Consider the following 20,425-nt stretch of genomic DNA (forward strand, 5'->3'; position numbering starts at 1 on the left):
AGGAACCTATGGGCGCTCGGCTACATCGTCGCCCACCTCGGGGGTAACGGAGCTGGGACGGCGAATGGACACCACCTGACGGGTATTGCTGGCCCCTACGGTTAGGCTGAGGTAGTAGTCGCCGGAGGGGAGGCCGGTAAAGTTGAGGGTCTGGTGGTGCGCACCGGCGGGTTGCTTACGATAGTCGGATACGCGCACGGCCACACCGTTCTGGTTGTAGAGCACCCAGCCCAGCGGCTTGGCTTCGCTGAGGCTGTAAGCCATCTGCATCACGCCACTGGAAGGGTTGGGGTACACGCTCATGCCGTTGTCGCCGATTTTGCGGGCCGTGGTGGCTCCGGCCAGCACGGGCTCCTCGGCGGCTTTGGCCGGCGTCAGCTTCCACTGCTGGGTAAGCTTGCCCGAGTAGCGCCACTGCTGAATGCCCCCGTCGGTAGAATCCTTGTCGGTGAGGGCCTTGTTGCGGCCGTTTTTCGAAATCAGCTTGAAGTAGCCGTCGCCGGTGGGCTCCACCTTCCACTGCTGGTTGTAGCCGCTGTAGTATGTCCAGAGGCTGGCGGGGGCACCGTTGGAGGTAGAGCTGCCCAGTACCTCCAGCACCTTGTTGCTGCCGGGCACCATCAGGCGGTACATGCCGCTGCCGGCGGGCTCGAGCCGCCACTGTGCGTCGGCGGCGGGCGGTGCGCCGGCCATGGCCAGCTGCTCGGAGAGCGTGGCCGGGCGGTCCTGGGTTACCTCCAGCGGCTTGCCCGTCGAGCGAACGGTAATTACGTAGAGGCCCGACAGGTCACCGACGGGGGCAACATCCTCATCGGCTACCTTTTTGGCCGGCGCTGCTGCCACGACTGGCGCGGGCTTGGCAGGCTTGGGGGCTGGGGCCGGAGCCGCGGCTTTGGCCACCTTAGGAGCTGGCGCGGGTTTCGGGGTGGCGGCTACCACCGGGGCCGGCGCGGGCTTGGGGGTGGCGGCAACCGGGGCCGGCCGGGCGGCGGGCGCTACCACAGCCTTAGCTACGGGGGGCGCACCAGCTGGGTCGGGCGTGGTGGGCGAGCCCAGCGGGTAGAGGTTGCCGGTCGGAATCAGCTGCTGGCTCTGGCCGGGAGCCACCCAATGGAGCTGAATGCCCGCCGTACCGGCCGCATTGTTGTATTCGAGCTTGATGGTCGCTTTCTCGCCGGCGGCCAGCGAAATACTGTTTTCTTCGTTGTTGTTCGCTTTTTTCCCGTCCCAGGTATCGAGCAACATGCGGCCGTTCACCCACAGGCGCACCTCGTCGGTAGTTACGGCCACGAAGCGGTAGCGCCCGGTACTCGGCGCGGCTATCAGCCCCTCCCAGCGCACCGAAAAGTTATCGGCGGGCAGGCCGGGCGCAGGTGCGCCCATACCCCAGCGAAAATCAATTACCGCATCGTCGCGCTTGAGAACGGGTTGGCCCGCCAGCGAGCCGTTGCCGAAGTAAAAGGCCGTCAGGCCCGTGCCCCAACCCTGGGCAGGCAGCATTTCAACGGGTTCCGAGGCCGCAGCCCGCACGGGCATTGCCGCGGCCACCGGCAACTGGCCGAGCAGGCCCAAACCGAGCGCAGAGCAGAGAATTAAACGTTGCACGATATTGGTGGCTTTGGAAGATGGAACGGTAGGGAAGGCGCGCAAATAAGCAACAGTCAAAAATCTACGCGTAGATTTATATTTTCCTGCTTTGCTTAGCCTAATATACAGGTTTTTCTCAGGCAGTTGCCGCCCGACTCACTTTTCCGGCCACGGCATACTACAAGAAACCAGCTGAAAATTGCCCCAAAACCGTGTTTTTATCTAATTCCCCCCCCCCATGAACAAGCTGCCTGCTGCTGCTTTGACTGCGACCCAGCCGACGGCCTGGGCGCTGCTGGCCACCGTGCTTGGCCCGCTGGAGCTGCGCGGTACCGAGGCAGGCCTGCGAGAGGTGAACTTTCTGGCGGCGGGCAGCCTGGAAGCGGTTACGCCGGCCAGCGCGGTGCCGGCCTGCCTACGAGCGGCCCACGAGCAGCTACGGGCCTATTTCGGGGGCGAGTTGCGCACGTTTTCGGTGCTTACGGATGTAGAAACCGGCACCGGGTTTCAGCGGCAGGTGTGGGCGGCACTGCCCGCCGTAACCTACGGCCGCACGGCCTCCTACCTCGACCTGGCCCGGCAGCTGGGCAACCCCGGGGCCGTACGGGCCGTGGGGTCGGCCAACGGCCAGAATCCGCTGGCCATCATCTGGCCCTGCCACCGCATTATTGGGGCCAGCGGCCAGCTTACGGGCTATGCCGGGGGCCTGGCCCGTAAAAAGTGGCTGCTGGAGCTGGAAAACCCACCGTCGCAGCTGGGACTGTTTTGAAGAATTGGACGCGCGGAACCGTCTGCCGTTCTACTTCACCACCTCTGCCCCCACAAACGGCAGCAGTTTCTGGTAGATGATGTTGTGCTGCCAGTACAGTTGCAACACCATGGGAATGTGCTTCTTGCCGGGCAGCACCTGGTAGTAGGGCGCGTGGCCTAAATCTACCAGTGCCTTGCGGAATTCAGCGCTGCTGCTACTGATGGAAGGGTAGGTTTCGCCGCCCACGAAGAGGAGGAAAGGCGGCGTTTGGGGCGTGAGGTGATAGCGCGCCGACACCTGCCGCCACACGGCCGGATCGGGGCCGAAGGGCACCAGAAACTCCTCGTCGCCGGGGTAGGCCAGCTTTTTCAGGTAGTCGTACATGTCGAGGCCGGCGGCATCGTCGAGCACGACGCCGCGCACCGGGTTGGTCGCCTCACCCCAGCGCCGGAAACGGGCGTCGTCGGTGGCCAGCAGGGCCGCCAGGCCGCCCCCGGCCGAGTGGCCCATCAGAAACAGCCGGGCCGGGTCGCCGCCGTACTCGGCAATGTGGCGGCGGGCCCACACCACTGCCCGGGCGCAGTCGTCGGCCATCTGGGGCACGCGTACGGCCGGGGCCAGCCGGTAGCTGATGACCACGGCCACCACCCCCTGCTTGGCCAGCCGCCGGCCCACAAACGAGTAAAGCGCTTTACTGCCGCTGTTCCAGTTGCCGCCATGAATAAACACCACCACCGGATAGGGCCGGGCGGCGCGGGCTTTGGGCGCGTACACATCGAGCAGCTGCCGGCCGGCGCTGAAGGCCGAGTCGGTGGCCGGTACGTAGGGCACGTTGGCAGTGCGGCGGCTGGGGCGCGCCACGCTGTACTCGGTAGCGGCCGCCAGCAGCAGTATGGTAGCAAACAGGGCAGGCAACAGGCGAAAAACCAGAAAACGCATTCGGCAGGGAAGAAACGAGCAGGCGCTACCCGGACGGGCAGCGTAACGGAGCAGGTACGACGGGGCCCTGGCGCTGGATTGCGCCGGCTTCCGCCCCTACGGCCGGGCGGGCGCACAGGTTGGGGCAGTGGGCGTATCTTTGGCAGGCTGCGGCTCCACAAGTAAACGGACCGCTGGCCTGTCTACCGCTTATCTTCCCACCGATGAAACTTCCGATTTCTCCTTTTCTTTTTTTGACTGCGCTGCTCCTAGGAGCCGGACTGCAGCCGGCACTGGCCCAGCGGGGCGGTAAAGCAGCAAAAAACGCTGCCGGCGCCACCCGCGAGGCGGTGCTCAGCAGCCGCAGCCAGCCACTATTCGGCGGCCTCTCGGCCGTGCAGGCCGAGCAGGCACTCGGTCCGGCCACGGTGGCCGGGCTGGCCGGCAGCTTCGCCTCACGGGCCGAAGCCAGCCAGTTTTTCAGCAATAAAGGCTACGAGTATCTGGTTGAAAGCCAGCGCGACACAGCCGCTTACCGCTTCAACCTAGCCTGGGTACTCGACCCCAACAATTCCGAGGCTTACCATGGTCTGGCTATAGTAGCCAGCAGCAACCCTTCGCCCGAACAGTCGATTCAGCTGCTGGAAAAAGGCCTAGTGCTAGATCCCACCAGCTCGCCGCTGCTCTCCGATCTGGGCTCCAGCTACCTCATCCGGTATGAGCAGGGCAAGAAGAAAAAGGACCTGAAAACCGGCACCGAACTGCTGCAAAAAGCCACTACCCAAGACCCGGCCAATGCCGCGGCTTGGCAGCAGCTGGGCCGCGCCTACTACTACCAGGAACAGTACGCCCAGGCCTGGGAGGCGGTGCACAAAGGCCAGGGCACCAGCATTTCTTCGGTCGATTTCGGCCTGATTTCCGACCTGCTTACCCATCTACCCGACCCCAAGGGCACGTACAAATAAGCGACAAGCGCAGGGATACCAGTTGCCAGCTATAAGCGGCAAGCACGTTCGAAAGCGTGTGGCGGGTAACCCTAAGCTTGTGGCCCAATAGCCGCAAGACAATCATTTGCCGCCGGTTTGCGTTAGAGCCGGAGCGGGCTGCTGCGTTTTTGGCGCGGCCGGCCCTTCATTTTGCTTTCTGTCTTCGTGATCCTTCGCTCCTTTCTGCCCGCCGCGGCCCTGCTCCTCACTGCGGCCGCTACGCACTCGGCGGTGGCCCAATCGGCTGACCCCGGCCCCGAGCGCCGCCCCCGCCACTACGACCGCCAGGGCCGCCTGTATTACAGGGGGCCCATGCGCTTTACGCTGGGCGGCGGCGTAGGCTACTACAACGGCGACCTCACCAGCAGCCTGGCCGACCAGTTTCTGGGTCCCAGCCTGAGCGCGGGCATGCTTTACCAGTTTCATCCGCACTGGCAGGTGGGCGGCGAGGTATCGTACCTGCAACTTGGGGCCAAGGATTACCTGCCCGAGCGTGACCTGGCCTTCCAGGGCAAAAACGGGGTGGGCACGGCCTTTGTGCGCTGGGAGCCGCTCCGCGACCCGGGCGCTTACTCGCTGCCGGCCGGCCAGTCGTCCATCATCAAGCCCTACCTGAAGCTGGGCGTGGGCTTGGCGTTGTACAGCCCCAAGTCTTACAAGGGCACGGAGCGGCCGGGCGGCAACTTCACGCCGGCCTACCTCGAGCCCGAACGCTTCGACTATCCCGCCCTGGCGCTGGTGCTACCGGTGGGCGTGGGCGTTACAGTGCGGCTCACCTCGCGGCTCAACGCAACCATCGAAGGCTCGTACTCGCTCACCACCACCGACCAGCTCGACGATATCAGTCCCGCCCTGGGCCGCTCGTCGTCGTCGCTCAACGACAACTATGGCCAACTGGAACTGAAGCTCGAATACGCGCCGTGGGCTCGTTAGCTGTTAGCTGTTAGCTGTTAGCTGTTAGCTGTTAGCTGTTAGCTGGAAAACGAAGAAGGCCCCGCACTCGGTTGAGTGCGGGGCCTTCTTTTTGTTGGATTACCGGGGCTTCTGAACGAAAGCTAACAGCTAATGGCTCTCAGCTAACAGCTCATCAGAACCTACTGCTTGACGAACCGCTCGTGGAACGTCTTCTGGCCGTCGGAGACGGTGAGCAGGTAGACGCCGCTGGCCAGGTTGGCCACGTTCAGCTGGCCGTTCTCGAAGCGGGCGTTGGCAACGCGGGCCCCGCGCAGGTCGGTAACCACGGCCGATACGGCCGGAGACTTGCCGACGAGCACGACGTTGAGCATGCTGGCGGCCGGGTTAGGGTACAGCGTCAGGGCCTTCTCGGAGCTGCTGTTGCCAAACGAGGCGCTCTGGGCAGCTACGGTGGCACCGGCACCCGCCGTCAGGCCGGTTCCGCCGCTGATGTTGACGGTGTAGTCTTCGGTTTCACCGTAGCTGTAGCTGTTGCAGCTGGTAGTGGCGGCGTTGTCGCTCAGCACTATCCGCATGCGCGTGGCGCCGCTACGGGCCGTAGAGGGCACCGTGAAGGTGCTGCTGAGCGTGGTAGTGCTGGCCGAGGAGCCCGATACTACGGTTTCGCCGGCGTCGCCGAAGTCCCCATCCTGGTTGTAGTCGATGTACACGCGCCAGTTTTCGGTGTAGGCCGTCGAGGCAAAGCCAGCTGAGAAGCTGATGGTTTGCGACGAGCCGGCCGCGATGGTAGTGCTGCTGGCCGTGCCGTTGTAGTAGCCACCATCGGCTCCCGAAGTACGGGTAAGAGTGCCGAGTTTCACGTAATCGATCCACTCGTAGGCTACGCTGGTGCCCTTGCTGGTGCAGTAAGCTACTGCGGGCGGCGGGGTAGTGCCGCCACCCGAAGCGGCGCCCACGCCCACGGCGTACCAGGCGTTGGTAACAGCCGTTACCTGGGCCGAGCCGGCGCCGAACAAGTCGGTAGCGGCCGAAATAGAAGCCGTACGGGCCTGAGCGTACGTCGAGGAAGCCGTCAGGTACACGCTTTCGGTGCGGTAGGCAATTTTGGCGGCGTTGCTGATGCCCAGGCCGGTTACCGAGTAGGCGCTACCGATATCGTTGGTGCCCGAGCCTCCCTGGCTGAGCAGATAGAACCAGTAGTTGAGCACGCCCGAGTTGGTGTGCACGCCGCCCTGGTCGTTGGCGTTAGAAGGCGAAGTGGTAGTCGGCTTCCAGTAAGTGCCCTTGTAGGTGTCGGGCTGGCCGTAGAGGTTGGGGTTGCTCATCGAACGCAGGGCCCCGCCGGCCTTCATAATCTGCTCGCCAATGTCCCAGGTGCTCTTGCCGGTCAGGCCGTAGTCGGTTACCGCTTTGGCTTCCACGCAGGCGCCCCAGATGTCGGAGAAGCCCTCGTTCATGGCGCCCGATTCGTTGGCGTAGGTGAGGTTGGCCGTGGTTTCGCACACGGCGTGGCCGATTTCGTGGCCGCACACGTCGAGGGCCGTCAGGGGTTTGAAGGTGCTGGCGCCGTCGCCATAGGTCATCACCGAGCCGTTCCAGTAGGCATTTTCGTAGCCCGCGCCGCCCGGAATGTCATCGAAATGCACGTAGCTTTTGATTTTGGCGCCGGCATTGTTGTAGGAGTTGCGGTTGTGCACCGTCTTCCAGTAATCGTAGGTGGCCTGGGCGCCGAAGTGCGCGTCGCCGGCTACGTTGTCGAAGTTGGCGTTGCTGTACTCGGCGGCGGTCCAGTTGTTATCGGCGTCGATGAAGTCGGTGGCCGCGGTGTAGCTGTTGCCCTTTTTGCAGTTGAAGGTTTCGATGCCCAGGCCGCGGGTGGCTTCGCGCAGGTAGAAGCCGCCGGTGGTCGTGCCGGTAGCCATGCTGCGGGTGCCGCTGTAGGCCGTGGCGAAAGTGCCAGTAGCGGCGGCGTGCTTGATGATGGCGTCCTGCGAAATGACGCGGCCCGAGTGGGCATCCACATAAATGTAGGCCCGGCTGAGCGGCGCTTTGGCGTACACGTTGAATTTCCAGGCCAGCGCCGGCTGGCCGGTGGCGTCGTCGTGCATTACCACCAGCTCGCCCTGGGGCTTGTAGGTGGCATCGGGGTTGGCTTCCTGCTGTTTCAGACCAGCCTCTTCGCGGGCATCCTGCCACATGTACTCCTTGGCGCCCACGAAGGCCATGGCCCGCTGCAAACCGGTAGCGGCATCGAGCGAGGGTGTTACGTTCAGGCCGTCCACCTTCTCAATCTGCCCGCTGATGCTTTCCACGTTGCCTTGGCGGGCGTGCACCGAGTAGATGGCGTGCTCTACCTTGATGCCTTTGTAGTACTGCTGGAATTTCTCGTGTACGTAGCCCAGCTCGTCGGTCTGGGTGCCGGTACTCAGCAGCTCATCGGCGCTGCTGAGCGAGAGTTGCTGGCGCAGCACGGCCGGCGCGTTGCTGAGCTTGTAGGCGTTGCTGGTGGCTTTGAACTCCACCAGGTAAGGCGTTCCGTTGTCACGCAGGCTTTTGCTTTGAACCCGCGAGTAATCCTGGGCGAAGGCGGCCGAAGAGCTCAGGCCACCTAGCAACAATAAAGCTGCTACCGAGTACTTGTTGTGCATAGGTTGAGGTTGGTTGTGAAAGTGGAATTTTGAACAGAAGCAGCAGCGACGGAAGCATGCAGGCATTCGTATGACATCAAAATTATGCTTTTATCAACTTATTACACCTTATGATATGACATTTATTAAATTAACTCCCTTTAATTGAAAATATAGACAATAACCGGGCGATTAATTATCATTCACAATTCATTGACAGCGAGCTTTATACTGTATTATTCCATTGTTTTTGAATAATCCTTTGCCTGTAGCCAAGCTGTAAACCACCCCTGAATTTTAAACATTTCAAGATACATACATGGAAACTTCATCTAATCTTCATCAAGCTCGCTGGAGCCTCACGGGCCAAATAGCGGTAGTAACGGGTGCTTCTAAAGGCATTGGGGCAGCCGTAGCGGCCGAGTTGCTGGCCCTGGGTGCCACCGTGGTAGCCGTAGCCCGCACCGCCGCTACCCTAGAGCAGCAGGTAGCAGTCTGGCAGCAGCAGGGCCTGCCCGCCCACGCGTTGCCCGCCGATGTGAGCACGCCCGCCGGCCGCGCCGGCCTGCTGGCCCAAATAGCCGAACGCTGGCCCCAGGTGCATATGCTCATCAACAACGTGGGCACCAACATCCGTAAGCCCACCCTCGAGTACACCGACGACGAATACCGGCAGCTACTAGCCACCAACCTCGATTCGGCCTGGGAACTGAGCCGGGGGCTGCACCCGAGGCTGGTGGCAGCAGGCGGGGGCAGCATCGTCAATATCTCGTCGGTGGCGGGCCTCACGCACGTGCGCACCGGGGCCATTTATGGCATGACCAAGGCCGCGCTGGTGCAGCTCACCCGCAACCTGGCCGTCGAGTGGGCCAGCCACAACATCCGCGTCAATTGCGTGGCCCCGTGGTACATCCGCACGCCGCTGGCCGAAACGGTGCTCCAGAACGAGGACTTCCGCCGTAGTGTTATCGACCGCACACCGCTGGGCCGCGTGGGCGAGCCCGAAGAGGTATCGGCCGCCGTGGCTTTCCTCTGCCTGCCCGCCGCCGCTTACATCACCGGCCAGACCCTGGCCGTAGACGGTGGGTTCACGGTAAACGGGTTTTCGTAAATTAGTAAGCCGTTAAACCAGAACGGGTCATGCGCAGCATGACCCGTTCTGGTTTAACGGCTTACTAATTTACTCACTCATCCGCCGCAACGCCTGCTCGTAGCGGGGCAGGGCCTGGGGGTCGGAGGCGAGGTAAAGGAAAGGCTCGATGAGTTCCAGCTCCATGAGCAGCAGCTCGCCGTCCTGGTCAAGCCCATCGACGCGGGCGTAAAGGCAACCGGGCGCGAACTGCTGCACGATGCGGTCGGCGGCCTGGCGCAGGTGGGCCGGAGCTTCGCGGGGCGCAATGGCGCCCCCTAAGTAGTGCTGCACCCGGAAGTCGCCCGACTTGGGCGTTTTAAGCACTGCGTGGCTGAACTCACCGCCGTAATAAAGCAACGACCATTCGCCTTCCTCCTGAATACGCGACAGAAAAGGCTGGGCCAGAAAATCCTCGTGCGCGACCAGCTCGGTGAGCTGGGGCTGGCGCACGGCCGTTTCGTGGCGGCTGATGATAAACGTGTTTTTAGCCCCGCCGCTCACGGCGGGCTTCACTACAATCTGCTCCTGGCCCATTTCTTCGAGCAGCGCGGCAGCATTAACGGCCTCGCCCCGGGGCAGCAGCCGGGTAGGCACAATGCGCACGCCGGCCCGCTCCATTTCCAGCAAATAGCGCTTGTTGGTGTTCCAGCGCACCACACGCACGGGATTGAGCAGGCGCACCTGCTGGCGCTCCATGGTATCGAGCCAGTGCAGAAACTCCTCTACCCGATCAAAATAATCCCAGGGCGACTTTATTAGCACCACATCGTAGCGGCCCCACTCCACCAGCGGGTTGCTCCAGATGCGGGGCTCCACCTCGTGGCCCTGCTCGCGCAGGTAGCGGGTAAGTAACGCGTCCTCATCATCGACATTCGGGGCACCGTACTGGGCCAGGCTTTCGCAGGTTACAAGGGCAATATTCATTGATTTTGAGCTGTTAGCTGACAGCTGTTAGCTATTAGCGGAGGTTTTGACAGGCAAAGATGGTGATGAAAACCAATGAGCAGGCACACGACAGTTGGTTGAAAGAACAGAAGCTGTCAGCGGTCAGCCAACGGCTCAAAAATCACTTTCCATTCAAATAATCGAGAGCTAGGGTGGCCAGGGTGCGCACGCCCAGGGTCAGGCCGCTTTCATCCACGAAAAAGCCGGCCGTGTGGTGCGGGGCGGTGGTAGTGGGGTTGGTGCCTTTGGGCATACCGCCCACGAACACGAACAGGCCGGGCACTTTTTCCTGGTAGAAGGCAAAGTCCTCGGCTCCGGTTACGGCTTTTTGCACCGTTACGTTGGCCGGGCCGGCGGCGCGCTCCAGGCTGGGCACCATGCGGGTGGTCAGGGCCGGGTCGTTGTAGGTGATGGGGGCGTAGTTGGTGATGTCGACTTCGGCCGTGGCGCCGGCGCTTTCGGCAATGCCGGTGGCCGTGCGGCGCACGGCGGCCCACACCTTCTGCTGCATGCCTTTGTTGAGGCAGCGGATGGTGCCGGTCAGCTCCACCTGCTCGGGGATGATGTTGTTGCGCACCCCGCCGTGTACCATGCCCACGGTCAGCACCACGGCGTCCTCGGTCAGCTCGGCCTGCCGGCTGACGATGGTTTGCAGCCCCAGGATGATCTGGGCGGCCGTTACCACCGGATCGACCGAGAGCCAGGGGTAGGCACCGTGGGCCGATTTGCCTTTCACCTTGATGCTGAACACATCGGACGACGCCATTTCGCCGCCCGGCCGGTAGCTCAGCCGGCCCACCTCGGTCTGGGCCTGAATGTGGAGGCCGAAGATGGCATCGACTTTCGGGTTTTCGAGCACGCCTTCCTTCACCATAAGCCGCGCCCCGCCTTCCATGCCCGGCAACGAGCCTTCCTCGGCCGGCTGGAAAATGAACTTGACGGTGCCCGGTAGGTCTTGTTTCATCTTGACGAGCACATCGGCCGCGCCGAGCAGCATGGCCACGTGGGTGTCGTGGCCGCAGGCATGCATCACGCCCACCTGTTGGCCGTTGTAGTCGGTGCGCACTTTGGAGGCGAAGGGTAAGCCGGAGGCTTCGGTTACCGGTAGCGCGTCCATATCGGCCCGCAGGGCCACCACCGGGCCGGGCCGGCCGCCTTTCAGAATGCCTACCACGCCGGTGCGGGCAACGCCCGTCTGCACCTCCAGGCCCAGGCTGCGCAGGTGGGCGGCTACCAGGGCGGCGGTGCGGGTTTCCTGGTTGCCCAGCTCGGGGTGCTCGTGCAGGTCGCGCCGCCAGGCAATTACCTGCGTTTTTTCCTGCTCGGCCAACTGGGCCACGCGGGCCGTCAGGCCGGCGGCGGGCTTGCTTTTTTGAGCGCTGACCGGGCTGGCGGCCGAAAGCGTAAGGGCCAGCGCGGCGGCCATGGAGTAGCAGTTATTCATGGGCAGCAGAATGAGTAAGGGTGGCTGGTGGCCGTCCGGGGCTGGCGGCCACCAGCCAATATACAGCGCCCGGTGCGAGCCACGCAATTACCCGACACACCAACCCGGCGCTGGCTGCTTTGCGCTACTTTTGCCGGCCATGTCCACCCCCGATATTCCCGTTGCCTCGGCCCTCAACCCAACTGCCAACCGGCCCGCTGCGCCGCTTACCTGGCCTACGGCCTGGCGGCAGCCGGCCTTCCGGGCGCGACTGGGGCTGGTGCTGCTGCTGCTGCTGGCGCTGGCCAGCCAGCTGCCGCGCTACTTTGCCTGGGTGCAGGCGCGCCCCGGCTACCACCTGCCCGACCCACTACTGGTCTGGCTGCCGGCCCACGATGTATCGGGGGCCACTTTTGTGGTTATTTACCTGGGCATTGCGCTGGGAGTAGCCACGCTGCTGCCGCGGCCGGCGCTGCTGCTGCGGGCGCTCTGGGCCTATCTGCTGCTGCAACTGCTGCGCTGCGCCACGCTGTGGCTGCTGCCGCTGGAGCCGCCGCCGGGCTTGGTGCTGCTGCGCGACCCGCTGGTAGACTACCTGTTCTACGCTGCCCCCTCCCCCATCACCAAAGACCTCTTTTTTTCGGGCCACACCGCCACGCTGCTGCTGCTGGCCCTGGCCGTACCCGCTGGCCTGCGCCGCCGGCTGCTGCTGTTGGCTACCGGGGCCGTGGGCACCCTGGTCCTCATCCAACACGCCCACTACACCTACGACGTATTGGCCGCCCCGCTGTTTGTGTGGCTGGCGTGGCGGGGCAGTGCGTGGGCGTGGGCGTGGGCGTGGAAGGAGTCATGCTGAGCTTGCCGAAGCATCTCTACCGCAATGCCAACTCTGTGTTTGAGTTTACCATTGCGGTAGAGATGCTTCGACTCCGCTGCGCTGCGCTCAGCATGACACGTTTTTTTTGGCTCTGACCTTCTCCCTGCTCCGCTTACAGATGCTTCTCGTAGATGCCGGCGGCAATGCGTTCGGTCAGGCTTTTGGGCACGAAGCGGGTGAGCGTGGCGGATACTTTGTTCAGGGCGCCGGGGATGACTTCGGCCTCGCCGGCCAGCAGGGCCTGGATGCCGGCCTGGGCCACCGGCTCGGGCAGCATGGAGACCCGGTTGGCCGTGGCCTGCAGCTCGGGGCCCATGCCGGCGCGGTCGGTGAAGCTGGTATCGGTGGAGCCGGGGCTGAGGCAGCAGACTGAAACGCCGGTTTCGCGCAGCTCGTAGCGCAGGCCGCGGCTGAAGCTGAGTAGAAACGCCTTGCTGGCCGCGTATAGCGTGAACGTGGGCACGGCCTGATAGGCAGCGGTACTGGCCACATTGAGAATGTAGGCCTTTTTGGCGCAGTGCAACGTGGGCAGCAGCAGGTGCGTGAGCGTTATGGGCAGCTGCATATTCAGCTGCAGCATGTTCAGCTGGCCGTCCAGCGGCAGCTCCTCGAAGCGGCCCCAGATGCCGTAGCCGGCGTTGTTTACCAGTACCGTCAGCTCGCCGGGCTGGGCCTGGACCCAGGTGGCCAGCGTCGCCGCGGCATTGGGGCCGGCCAAATCGAGCGGCAGGAGGTGGGCTTCGCGGCCGAGCTGCCGCGCTTCGGCAGCCACCTTCTCCAGGTCGGCAGCCGAGCGGGCCGTGAGCAGCAAGTCGTAGCCGCGGCGGGCCAGCTCCAGGGCCAGCGCCCGGCCAATGCCGCGCGAGCCACCAGTAACAAGGGCAGTTTTCAAGGTGAAGTGAAAAGATGATGGAAGAACGTCCTGCTGAGCACCGCGAAGAATCTCGCGTGCTACTATTGCAATGGTAACTCAACGCCGGGAATCACTTTGGCACGCGAGATTCTTCGCGGTCCTCAGCAGAACGTTTCTTACCGTTTTACCACCTTACTTCACCAGGTGCAGAAAACGCAGGTAGAAGGGCGTGGGGCTGTTATCGTGCTTGGGCTCGTACTTGCCGGCCAGAATGGGCACGTACATCACCCGGCGGCGCGAGGCTTCGCCCACCAGCGGCGAGCGCGCCACGCGGTGCCACATGCGGCCGTCGTGCACGGTCAGGTCGCCGGGCTCGGTTTCGATAACCACCTCGTTTTCGTCGGGGCCCACGTCTTTGTAGTATTTCTTGCGGAACAGGATGTCGCGCAGGTTTTGGCGGTGGGTGCCGGCCAGCACCCGCAGGCCCCCGTTGGTAGCCGGCGTGCCGTCCAGGTGCACGCCTACGTTCAGCATGGGCCCGATTTTCTTGCCGTAAAACACGTCGCGCAGCGAGTCGGTGTGCCAGCCCATCTGCGAGAACTCCGAGCCATCGACGTTGACGTAGTGGTTGATAACGAGGCCGTCTTTTTCGTTTTCGCCCACCCGGCCGCCATCCGTTTCCAGCAGCGAAAACAAGGCCGTAAAGCGTGGGTCCTGCAGAAACTCGTGCAGTACGGGGTTGTGGTGCGAGGCGAAGGCGAAGCGCTGTACGATGGGCGTGCCATCCACGTCGCGGCCATACTTTATAGGCACTCCGTTTACTTTCTTTACCTCGTCGGCCAGCCAGCGCTGCTGCACCTGCTCAGATGCCCGCAGCAGGGCGGCCACGGTGTCGGCGGTAGCAAAGCCGCGGAAATGCAGGAAGCCGTGTTCATGAAAAAATGCCAGCTGCTCCGGCGTCAGTCTATCGGCCAGCGTGAAGCGCGGGTAAGGAACGGATAAGGACATAGGGGAAAGCGGCTTGAACACCGCTTAGTTGAGCGGATGCAAAGATACGCCGACTGGCGGGTTAGTTTCAACGACGCCCGGCAGATGCTGGCCCGACGCGAACCGGCAAGCTGGCCCGCAACGGGTGAAGAGCGCGTGAATCAACCAGTTTGGCTGGCTTTGGTTTGATCAAAGTAGCTATCTTAGCCGACCAGGCCTGGGCCTGCTCATCCCTTACCCCGCGCATGAAACGAGTGCTGCTTTTGCTGCTGGTGTCGGCCCTGCTACTGCCGCTAGCGACCTGGGCCCAGGCCGCCGAGGCCCGGCTGGTGCCTTTCCGGCAGGGCAACCGCTGGGGCTACGCCGACCGCCGCGGCCGGCTGGTACTGCCGGCCCACTACGACGAAGCCGGCCCCTTCGCCGACGAGCTGGCCTGGGTGCGGATGGGCAACCTGTACGGCTACATCGATGGCAGCGGCAGCCCCGTAACGCCGGTGCAGTACACGCGGGCCGGTATCTTCCGGAACAACCAGGCCACCGTGGAGCTCAACGGCGACACCTTCGCCATCGACCCCGCCGGCCGCCGGCTATCCCCGGCCGAGGCATTTGAAGCAACGGATGAAGACCCGCTCGAACAGGGCGATGTAGTGCGCGGCCCCGATGGCAAGGTGGGCTTCCGCTTCACGGTGGGCGCGGCCCGCGTGCCGGCCATCTACGACGAAATAAAGGACAACTACAACGGCCTGCTGCTGGTGCGCCAGGGCCCGAAATGGGGCGTGCTCGATAACCGGGGCCGGCTGGTGCAGCCCGTGCAGTACGATTCAGTGCGCCGGGGCGGCAGCCCGCTGCTGCCGGCCGTGCGCCGGAATGGCCGCTGGGGCTACCTCGGCCCCGAAGGGCGCCGCCTCATCGAGCCGCGCTACCTGCGGGCCGCGCCCTTCTTCGGCGGCGTCGCCCGCGTGCAGGCACCCTCGGGTGCCTTCGGCTACATCGACACCGAGGGGCGCGAGTTTTGGGAGGATACCGAGCCGGCCAGCACAAAATAGGCCGGCGCCAGAATGCATACTTAAGCAGGAGCGGCGTTGTATATTGATAGCCACTTGTCGCCGTGCCATGCTACCCTTGCCCCTGCTCAACGTCCGCCTACAAGCCTGCTCCGAAAACTGGGCGCAGATGACGCCCGCCGCCCGGGGCCGCCACTGCGCCCACTGCAACCGGACGGTGCTCGACTTCACCCAGGCCACCCCGGCCGACCTGGAAGCCGCTTTTCAGTCGGCCCCCGACGGCCGGGTCTGCGGCCGGTTTCGGGCCGAGCAGCTGGCCGCCGACCAGCCTGCCCCACTGCCCGCCCGCCCCGCGCTACGACCGAAGCTGCGGCGGTTTCTGGTGGCGCTGGTGCTGGTATGCGGGCTGGGGCTGTCGGGGCGGGAGGCGGTGGCGCAGGTGCGGCAGGCGGTGCAGACGGAACCAAGGACCCCGGTTATCAATACACCGGAACAAGCCCCCACACTACTAATTACCTATGGCGGCCTTGTGTTCTATGAGCATGAATACCCTAAAACCTCTGTAAAGACTTTAACGGGACAAGAAATCTTTACCTATGTGGAGCAGATGCCGGTTTTTCGTGGTGGCAATGAGGACCTGAGACGCTTTATTGCTGGCCAAGTGCGGCAACCGAAAGACGCTCTCTATGAAGGAAGAGTCTTTGTAAAGTTTGTGATTGACGAGCAGGGACAAGTCACTAACTCTCATATTCTGAGAGGCCTAAACGAGGCGGCCGATACGGAGGCGCTTCGGGTAGTACGCCTGCTGCCGCCTTTTACTCCGGGCCGCCAAAACGGACGAACAGTGAAAGTGAGCTATACGGTACGCATCAGTTTTGGCGGAGATGAGTAGGCCTCCTTCGCTGACAGTTGTAGACCTACTGTGCCTGTTGCTGCTGAGTGGCTTGTCTGCCGTGGCGCAGGTGGCCCCGACAAAGACGAATTCGTCATTGCCTTTCGGCTTTTTGGGCGACGACCCGTTGTGGCACTGCCACAGCTGCCAGTTTCCGGTGTATAAGGATGGCGGGCTGGATGGGATGATGCGGGCTATTGGTAAAAATCTGCACTTTCCGCCCGGTCTTCAAACAGATGGTCGGGTGTTCGTGCGGTTTACTATCGACAAAACCGGTCAGGTCCAGAACGTCATCGTACAGCAGGCTTTCTACCCGGAGGCCGACTCAATTGCCGTACGGGCCGTCAGGCTGCTGGGTCGCTTTTCCCCCGCCCTGGACCCGCGAGGCCGGCCTATTGCTGTAAAGCAGACTATTCCCATCACCTTCAGCGTCAAGTGAGATGCGTAACCGGCTGTTACTGCTGTACCTGTTGCTGCTGAGTGGCCTGCCCGTCGCTGCGCAAGTTGTGGAGCCCTATCGGGTGCCCCAGGCGGGTATTGATACAGTCGGCCTACACAGCAAATCTGCCCATCCTCCTGCCGTTGTGCTGGACGAAGATGACGGCCTCTATGATGTAATTACGGCCGAAACCTATTGGGCCATTGCGCATGGCGGGCCAGTGATGATTTGTGAGGAGCTGCCGACTTACCGAGCACGTAACCGCAAGGACAGCCTCGGGCTGTTTATCCAGCAAAATCTACGCTGGCCCAACCCTCGGTTGTGTATTGATGGGCGGTTATTCGTTTCCTTCATCGTGGGCGTCGATGGCCAGGTTTACCGGGCAAAGGTCTTGAACAAGCTGCATCCACTCTTCGACGCCGAGGCGTTGCGGGTCGTGCAGTTATTGAGCGGTCATCTCACTCCGGCAGTCTGCAGCGGAAAAGCCCGGCCCCACGAAATGGTCGTGCCCGTTACGTTCTGGATACAATAGGTATCGTGACTTTCCGCGCTACCGTCAAGCTTATAACCGAAAACATTTCTATTTTACCCCTTCCGAATCCCAACCTCCTAACGCCCACCCCCATGGTTTTCACGCCCAGCCCCATGCTGCTGAAGCTGCTCTACACCCGCGGCAGCCTGCGCAACACGCCCGAGGGCGTGGCCTTCAGCATCAAAAACCGCCTCGATACGGTGCGCATCACCCGCATCGACCACGTGCAGATCGACGACGTGCGGCTGGGCATCAGCGAAATTGCGATTGACTTGGGCGAAGGCGACGTGCGGCCGGCCGTGGTGTTCAACGCCGACAGCGCGGGCTTCACGCTGCCAGTGGGCCAGTCGGCCACGTTTTATCTGGCTACCGAGCAACTCACCGAGGGCCTGCACACCATTCAGGTGCAGTTTGCGGCCGATCCGTTTGGCGACCTGAACGTGGAAGTGGAGGACAGCATCATCCTCAAGCCCGACAACCGTCCCCGGATCCCGCGCGACGCCCACGACGACTACTCCGACGAGGCCATCCGCAAGCGTCAGGCCTTTGCCGAGGAGTTCTCGGGCCAGCAGTTCGAGCACCTTAAGCAGTACTCCTTCGATGCCCACGCCCTGCAGGGCAACTGCGAGCATTTCACGGGCATCGCCCAGATTCCGGTGGGGCTGGCCGGGCCGCTGCACGTGAATGGCGAGCACGCCCAGGGCGACTTCCTGATTCCGCTGGCCACTACCGAGGGCACGCTGGTGGCCAGCTACAACCGCGGCATTCAACTACTCAACCTCAGCGGCGGCGTGAAATGCACTGTCATCGGCGACGCCATGCAGCGGGCGCCGGTGTTCGTGTTCGACGATGCCCGCGGGGCCCGCGACTTTGGGCGCTGGGTGGAGGAGGAAATCGGCCGCATCCGGCCCGAGGCCGAAAGCACCTCCAGCATTGCCAAGCTGCAGTACATCGACACCTACCTGAGCAACAAGTTTGCCTTCCTGCGCTTCAACTACAGCACCGGCGACGCGGCCGGCCAGAACATGGTGGGCCGCGCCACCTTCGCCGCCTGCTCCTGGATTCTGGAGAACTACAAGGGCGCCCCGGTGCGCCATTTCTACCTCGAATCCAATTTCGCCACCGACAAAAAGGCTTCCCAGATAAACGTGATGCGTACCCGCGGCAAGCGCGTGGTAGCCGAGGCCGTGATTCCGCGCAACCTGCTGCAGCAGCGCATGCGCGTGACGCCCGAGCAGCTGGCCTACCACGGGCAGGTAAGCAACGTGGGCGCATTCATGTCGGGCGCCAACAACAACGGGGCGCACTCGGCCAACGGCATCACGGCCCTGTTTATCGCCACCGGCCAGGATGTGGCCAATGTCAGCGAATCGTCGGCGGGCATTTTCTACTCCGAAATCACGCCCGAAAAAGACCTCTACATCAGCATCACCATTCCGAGCCTTATTGTGGCCACCCACGGCGGCGGCACCGGCCTGGCCACCCAGAACGAGTACCTACGGATGCTGGGCTGCGTGGGCCGCGGCACGGTGAATAAGTTCGCCGAAATAGTGGCCGGCGTGGTGCTGGCCGGCGAGCTGAGCCTGGGCTCGGCCATCAGCAGCTCCGACTGGGTCAGCAGCCACGAGCAGTACGGCCGCAACCGGTAGGTTTTCAGAAGTAAGAGGTAAGAAGTGAGAGGGTAGGCTTTCGTGCTGGCATCCTGAAAACAGGGCCCTCAGCACGAAAGTCTACCCTCTCACTTCTTACCTCTTACTTCCAGGCTACGGCTTGCGGGCTTTCACTTTAAACCGCTCATCGGCGCGGATGGTCACATCCTGGGTCAGCAGGCTGTTGAGTTGCACTTTGGTCGTGAGCGTGTAGGAGTCCCGGCTCAGAAACAGGTCCAGCTTCTGGCTTGAGGGCGTCAGGGAAATGGTGCTGACGTTGGCCGGAACTTGGTCGAGGGAAGCCAGCAGGAACTGGTCGGGGCTGTTGGCATCGGTGCTGATATAGATTTCGATGCGCTTAAGGAAGTTGAAGTTCTGACTGGCCGGGTTGGTGATGGTGAGCGTGAGGTTATCGAGCGTCACGTCCTGCACGTAGTCGGCCGTGGTGCCATTGTTGGCATAAGTTGATTTGCTGCTCGACGACACCGAAACCGGCGGCAGTGGCACCAACGAACCCAGGGGCAGGGTTCTGGGCACCACCACCGTCTGCGAGTCTTCGACGTTGAATTCAAGCAGGTCCAGGATTTTCTTGCAGCTGCCCAGCAGCGCAAAGGCCACAAGCAGGGGCGCGAGAAAAAGAAGCTTTTTCATAGAATTGAGATTTAACAGCGACTCACGAAAATCATGCCTCGGAGTTTTTTGGAACTGAGCTATAAAAGCAAAGTCAAAAGAACGTCATGCTCCATCTGGCGTCCGCTTGCGAAAGTATGACGTTTTAATTGCTTGCAAGTGTTTTGTCAACAGCTTTGTAAGAGTGAGAGGTGAGACGCTTATGCTAATGGCCTAAACGGACCGTCAGCGCAAGCATCTCACCTCTCACTTCTTGTAGCTTACCTCTGAAAAACTACATCAGCAGCTGCTCGGGCAGGCGCATGAGGTAGTCGCCGTAGCCGCTTTTGCGCAGGGGTTCAGCAATTTTGCGCAGTTGGTCGGCGTCAATGAAGCCCTGGCGGTAGGCCACTTCCTCAATCGAGCCCACCTTCAGGCCCTGGCGCTGCTCCAGTACGCGCACGAATTCGCCGGCCTGCATCAGACTCTCGAAGGTACCCGTATCGAGCCAAGCGGTGCCGCGGCCCAGAATGCCCACTTTCAGCTTGCCCCGGCGCAGGTACTCCTGGTTGACGTCGGTAATTTCGTACTCGCCACGCGGGCTCATCTTCAGGTCGCGGGCAATCTGCACCACGTCGTTGTCGTAGAAGTACAGGCCTGGTACAGCGTAATTGCTCTTGGGCGTGGCGGGCTTCTCCTCGATGCTGAGCGCCTTATTGTTGGCATCGAATTCCACCACACCGTAGCGCTCAGGGTCGTGCACGTGGTAGGCGTACACCACGCCGCCCTGGGGGTCGTTGTTGCTCTTGAGCAGTTCTTCCATGCCTTCGCCGTGGAAGATGTTATCGCCGAGCACCAGCGCCACCTTATCCTGGCCGATGAAATCAGCGCCCAGCACGAAGGCCTGGGCCAGCCCGTTGGGCACCTCCTGCACCACATACTCGAAGCGGCAGCCCAACTTGGAACCGTCGCCGAGCAGTTTTTTGAACTGCTCCTGGTCGTGGGGCGTGGTGATGATGAGGATTTCCCGGATGCCGGCCATCATCAGAATGGACAGCGGGTAGTACACCATCGGCTTATCGTACACCGGCATCATCTGCTTGGATACGGCCAGGGTAAGCGGATGCAGTCGGGTGCCGGAACCGCCGGCGAGGATGATACCTTTCATAAGTAGGGTCTTAGGGGCTTAGGGAATTGGATAACGTCTGTCATCCTGAGCTTGCGAAGGATCCTATCACGCCTGAACGACAATCGTTCTAACGACTTGTGCTAACGCAATAAGATCCTTCGCAAGCTCAG

General features: G+C 62.4%; 19 protein-coding genes. 10 read left to right on the forward strand and 9 right to left on the reverse strand.

All coding sequences use genetic code 11. From position 1 onward, the window contains the following. Nucleotides 1-6 precede the first annotated feature (6 nt). Nucleotides 7-1,605, reverse strand: coding sequence for a PA14 domain-containing protein (locus BLW21_RS10375; RefSeq protein WP_139255167.1), 1,599 nt, complete (start codon nucleotides 1,603-1,605; stop codon nucleotides 7-9). Between the two features lie 220 nt (nucleotides 1,606-1,825). On the opposite strand from BLW21_RS10375, the gene BLW21_RS21950 reads away from it, so the two are divergent. Then, a complete protein-coding gene (locus tag BLW21_RS21950; protein WP_092739710.1) occupies nucleotides 1,826-2,356 on the forward strand; it encodes a methylated-DNA--[protein]-cysteine S-methyltransferase in 531 nt (176 codons plus the stop codon). A gap of 30 nt (nucleotides 2,357-2,386) precedes the next feature. Here BLW21_RS21950 and BLW21_RS10385 read toward each other — a convergent pair whose 3' ends face one another. After that, nucleotides 2,387-3,277 carry an alpha/beta hydrolase gene (locus BLW21_RS10385; RefSeq protein ID WP_092739712.1) on the reverse strand — a complete coding sequence of 297 codons (891 nt, stop codon included), beginning with the start codon at nucleotides 3,275-3,277 and terminating at the stop codon, nucleotides 2,387-2,389. 233 nt (nucleotides 3,278-3,510) lie between these two features. Here BLW21_RS10385 and BLW21_RS10390 point away from each other — a divergent pair, with 233 nt between their 5' ends. Both BLW21_RS10390 and BLW21_RS10395 read left to right on the forward strand, forming a co-directional pair. After that, nucleotides 3,511-4,221, forward strand: coding sequence for a tetratricopeptide repeat protein (locus BLW21_RS10390; RefSeq protein ID WP_092739714.1), 711 nt, complete (start codon nucleotides 3,511-3,513; stop codon nucleotides 4,219-4,221). Between the two features lie 186 nt (nucleotides 4,222-4,407). After that, on the forward strand, nucleotides 4,408-5,175 hold the full coding sequence (locus tag BLW21_RS10395) for an outer membrane beta-barrel protein (protein ID WP_092739716.1): 768 nt from the start codon (nucleotides 4,408-4,410) through the stop codon (nucleotides 5,173-5,175). Between the two features lie 161 nt (nucleotides 5,176-5,336). Here the strand turns inward: BLW21_RS10395 and BLW21_RS10400 are convergent, their stop codons facing one another. Next, the gene (locus BLW21_RS10400; RefSeq protein ID WP_092739718.1) at nucleotides 5,337-7,805 is read right to left on the reverse strand and encodes a M4 family metallopeptidase; all 2,469 of its coding nucleotides are present in this window, start codon (nucleotides 7,803-7,805) and stop codon (nucleotides 5,337-5,339) included. Between the two features lie 298 nt (nucleotides 7,806-8,103). Between BLW21_RS10400 and BLW21_RS10405 the strand changes: the two genes are divergently transcribed. Further along, nucleotides 8,104-8,895, forward strand: coding sequence for an SDR family oxidoreductase (locus tag BLW21_RS10405; RefSeq protein ID WP_092739720.1), 792 nt, complete (start codon nucleotides 8,104-8,106; stop codon nucleotides 8,893-8,895). 69 nt (nucleotides 8,896-8,964) lie between these two features. Here the strand turns inward: BLW21_RS10405 and BLW21_RS10410 are convergent, their stop codons facing one another. Continuing rightward, nucleotides 8,965-9,840 carry an ATP-grasp domain-containing protein gene (locus BLW21_RS10410; RefSeq protein ID WP_092739722.1) on the reverse strand — a complete coding sequence of 292 codons (876 nt, stop codon included), beginning with the start codon at nucleotides 9,838-9,840 and terminating at the stop codon, nucleotides 8,965-8,967. Between the two features lie 142 nt (nucleotides 9,841-9,982). Next, the gene (locus tag BLW21_RS10415) at nucleotides 9,983-11,305 is read right to left on the reverse strand and encodes an amidohydrolase (RefSeq protein WP_175470927.1); all 1,323 of its coding nucleotides are present in this window, start codon (nucleotides 11,303-11,305) and stop codon (nucleotides 9,983-9,985) included. Between the two features lie 139 nt (nucleotides 11,306-11,444). On the opposite strand from BLW21_RS10415, the gene BLW21_RS10420 reads away from it, so the two are divergent. Continuing rightward, entirely contained in the window at nucleotides 11,445-12,140 is a 696-nt protein-coding gene (locus BLW21_RS10420) for a phosphatase PAP2-related protein (RefSeq protein WP_092739724.1), read from the forward strand. Between the two features lie 133 nt (nucleotides 12,141-12,273). Here the strand turns inward: BLW21_RS10420 and BLW21_RS10425 are convergent, their stop codons facing one another. Both BLW21_RS10425 and BLW21_RS10430 read right to left on the reverse strand, forming a co-directional pair. Further along, nucleotides 12,274-13,053 carry an SDR family NAD(P)-dependent oxidoreductase gene (locus BLW21_RS10425; RefSeq protein WP_092739725.1) on the reverse strand — a complete coding sequence of 260 codons (780 nt, stop codon included), beginning with the start codon at nucleotides 13,051-13,053 and terminating at the stop codon, nucleotides 12,274-12,276. 153 nt (nucleotides 13,054-13,206) lie between these two features. Next, a complete protein-coding gene (locus tag BLW21_RS10430; RefSeq protein WP_092739727.1) occupies nucleotides 13,207-14,022 on the reverse strand; it encodes a phytanoyl-CoA dioxygenase family protein in 816 nt (271 codons plus the stop codon). 224 nt (nucleotides 14,023-14,246) lie between these two features. Here BLW21_RS10430 and BLW21_RS10435 point away from each other — a divergent pair, with 224 nt between their 5' ends. From BLW21_RS10435 to BLW21_RS10455, 5 genes are all read left to right on the forward strand, one after another. After that, entirely contained in the window at nucleotides 14,247-15,047 is an 801-nt protein-coding gene (locus BLW21_RS10435; RefSeq protein ID WP_139255169.1) for a WG repeat-containing protein, read from the forward strand. A 67-nt stretch (nucleotides 15,048-15,114) separates the two neighbouring features. Continuing rightward, nucleotides 15,115-15,897 (forward strand): energy transducer TonB, encoded by a 783-nt coding sequence (locus tag BLW21_RS10440; RefSeq protein WP_092739731.1) that lies wholly within the window; start codon nucleotides 15,115-15,117, stop codon nucleotides 15,895-15,897. Beyond that, the gene (locus BLW21_RS10445; RefSeq protein WP_092739733.1) at nucleotides 15,890-16,336 is read left to right on the forward strand and encodes an energy transducer TonB; all 447 of its coding nucleotides are present in this window, start codon (nucleotides 15,890-15,892) and stop codon (nucleotides 16,334-16,336) included. The genes BLW21_RS10440 and BLW21_RS10445 overlap by 8 nt, the downstream gene beginning before the upstream one ends. A 1-nt stretch (nucleotide 16,337) precedes the next feature. Next, entirely contained in the window at nucleotides 16,338-16,868 is a 531-nt protein-coding gene (locus BLW21_RS10450) for an energy transducer TonB (RefSeq protein ID WP_092739735.1), read from the forward strand. A 92-nt stretch (nucleotides 16,869-16,960) separates the two neighbouring features. Continuing rightward, on the forward strand, nucleotides 16,961-18,517 hold the full coding sequence (locus BLW21_RS10455; RefSeq protein ID WP_092739737.1) for a hydroxymethylglutaryl-CoA reductase: 1,557 nt from the start codon (nucleotides 16,961-16,963) through the stop codon (nucleotides 18,515-18,517). A gap of 114 nt (nucleotides 18,518-18,631) precedes the next feature. Here BLW21_RS10455 and BLW21_RS10460 read toward each other — a convergent pair whose 3' ends face one another. Together BLW21_RS10460 and rfbA are read right to left on the reverse strand one after the other, a co-directional pair. Then, nucleotides 18,632-19,168 carry a hypothetical protein gene (locus tag BLW21_RS10460; protein ID WP_092739739.1) on the reverse strand — a complete coding sequence of 179 codons (537 nt, stop codon included), beginning with the start codon at nucleotides 19,166-19,168 and terminating at the stop codon, nucleotides 18,632-18,634. A gap of 253 nt (nucleotides 19,169-19,421) precedes the next feature. Continuing rightward, nucleotides 19,422-20,294 carry a glucose-1-phosphate thymidylyltransferase RfbA gene (gene rfbA, locus BLW21_RS10465; protein ID WP_092739741.1) on the reverse strand — a complete coding sequence of 291 codons (873 nt, stop codon included), beginning with the start codon at nucleotides 20,292-20,294 and terminating at the stop codon, nucleotides 19,422-19,424. Nucleotides 20,295-20,425 lie beyond the last annotated feature (131 nt).

The organism is Hymenobacter psychrophilus, assembly GCF_900107135.1.
In the GTDB taxonomy this organism is placed as follows: domain Bacteria; phylum Bacteroidota; class Bacteroidia; order Cytophagales; family Hymenobacteraceae; genus Hymenobacter; species Hymenobacter psychrophilus.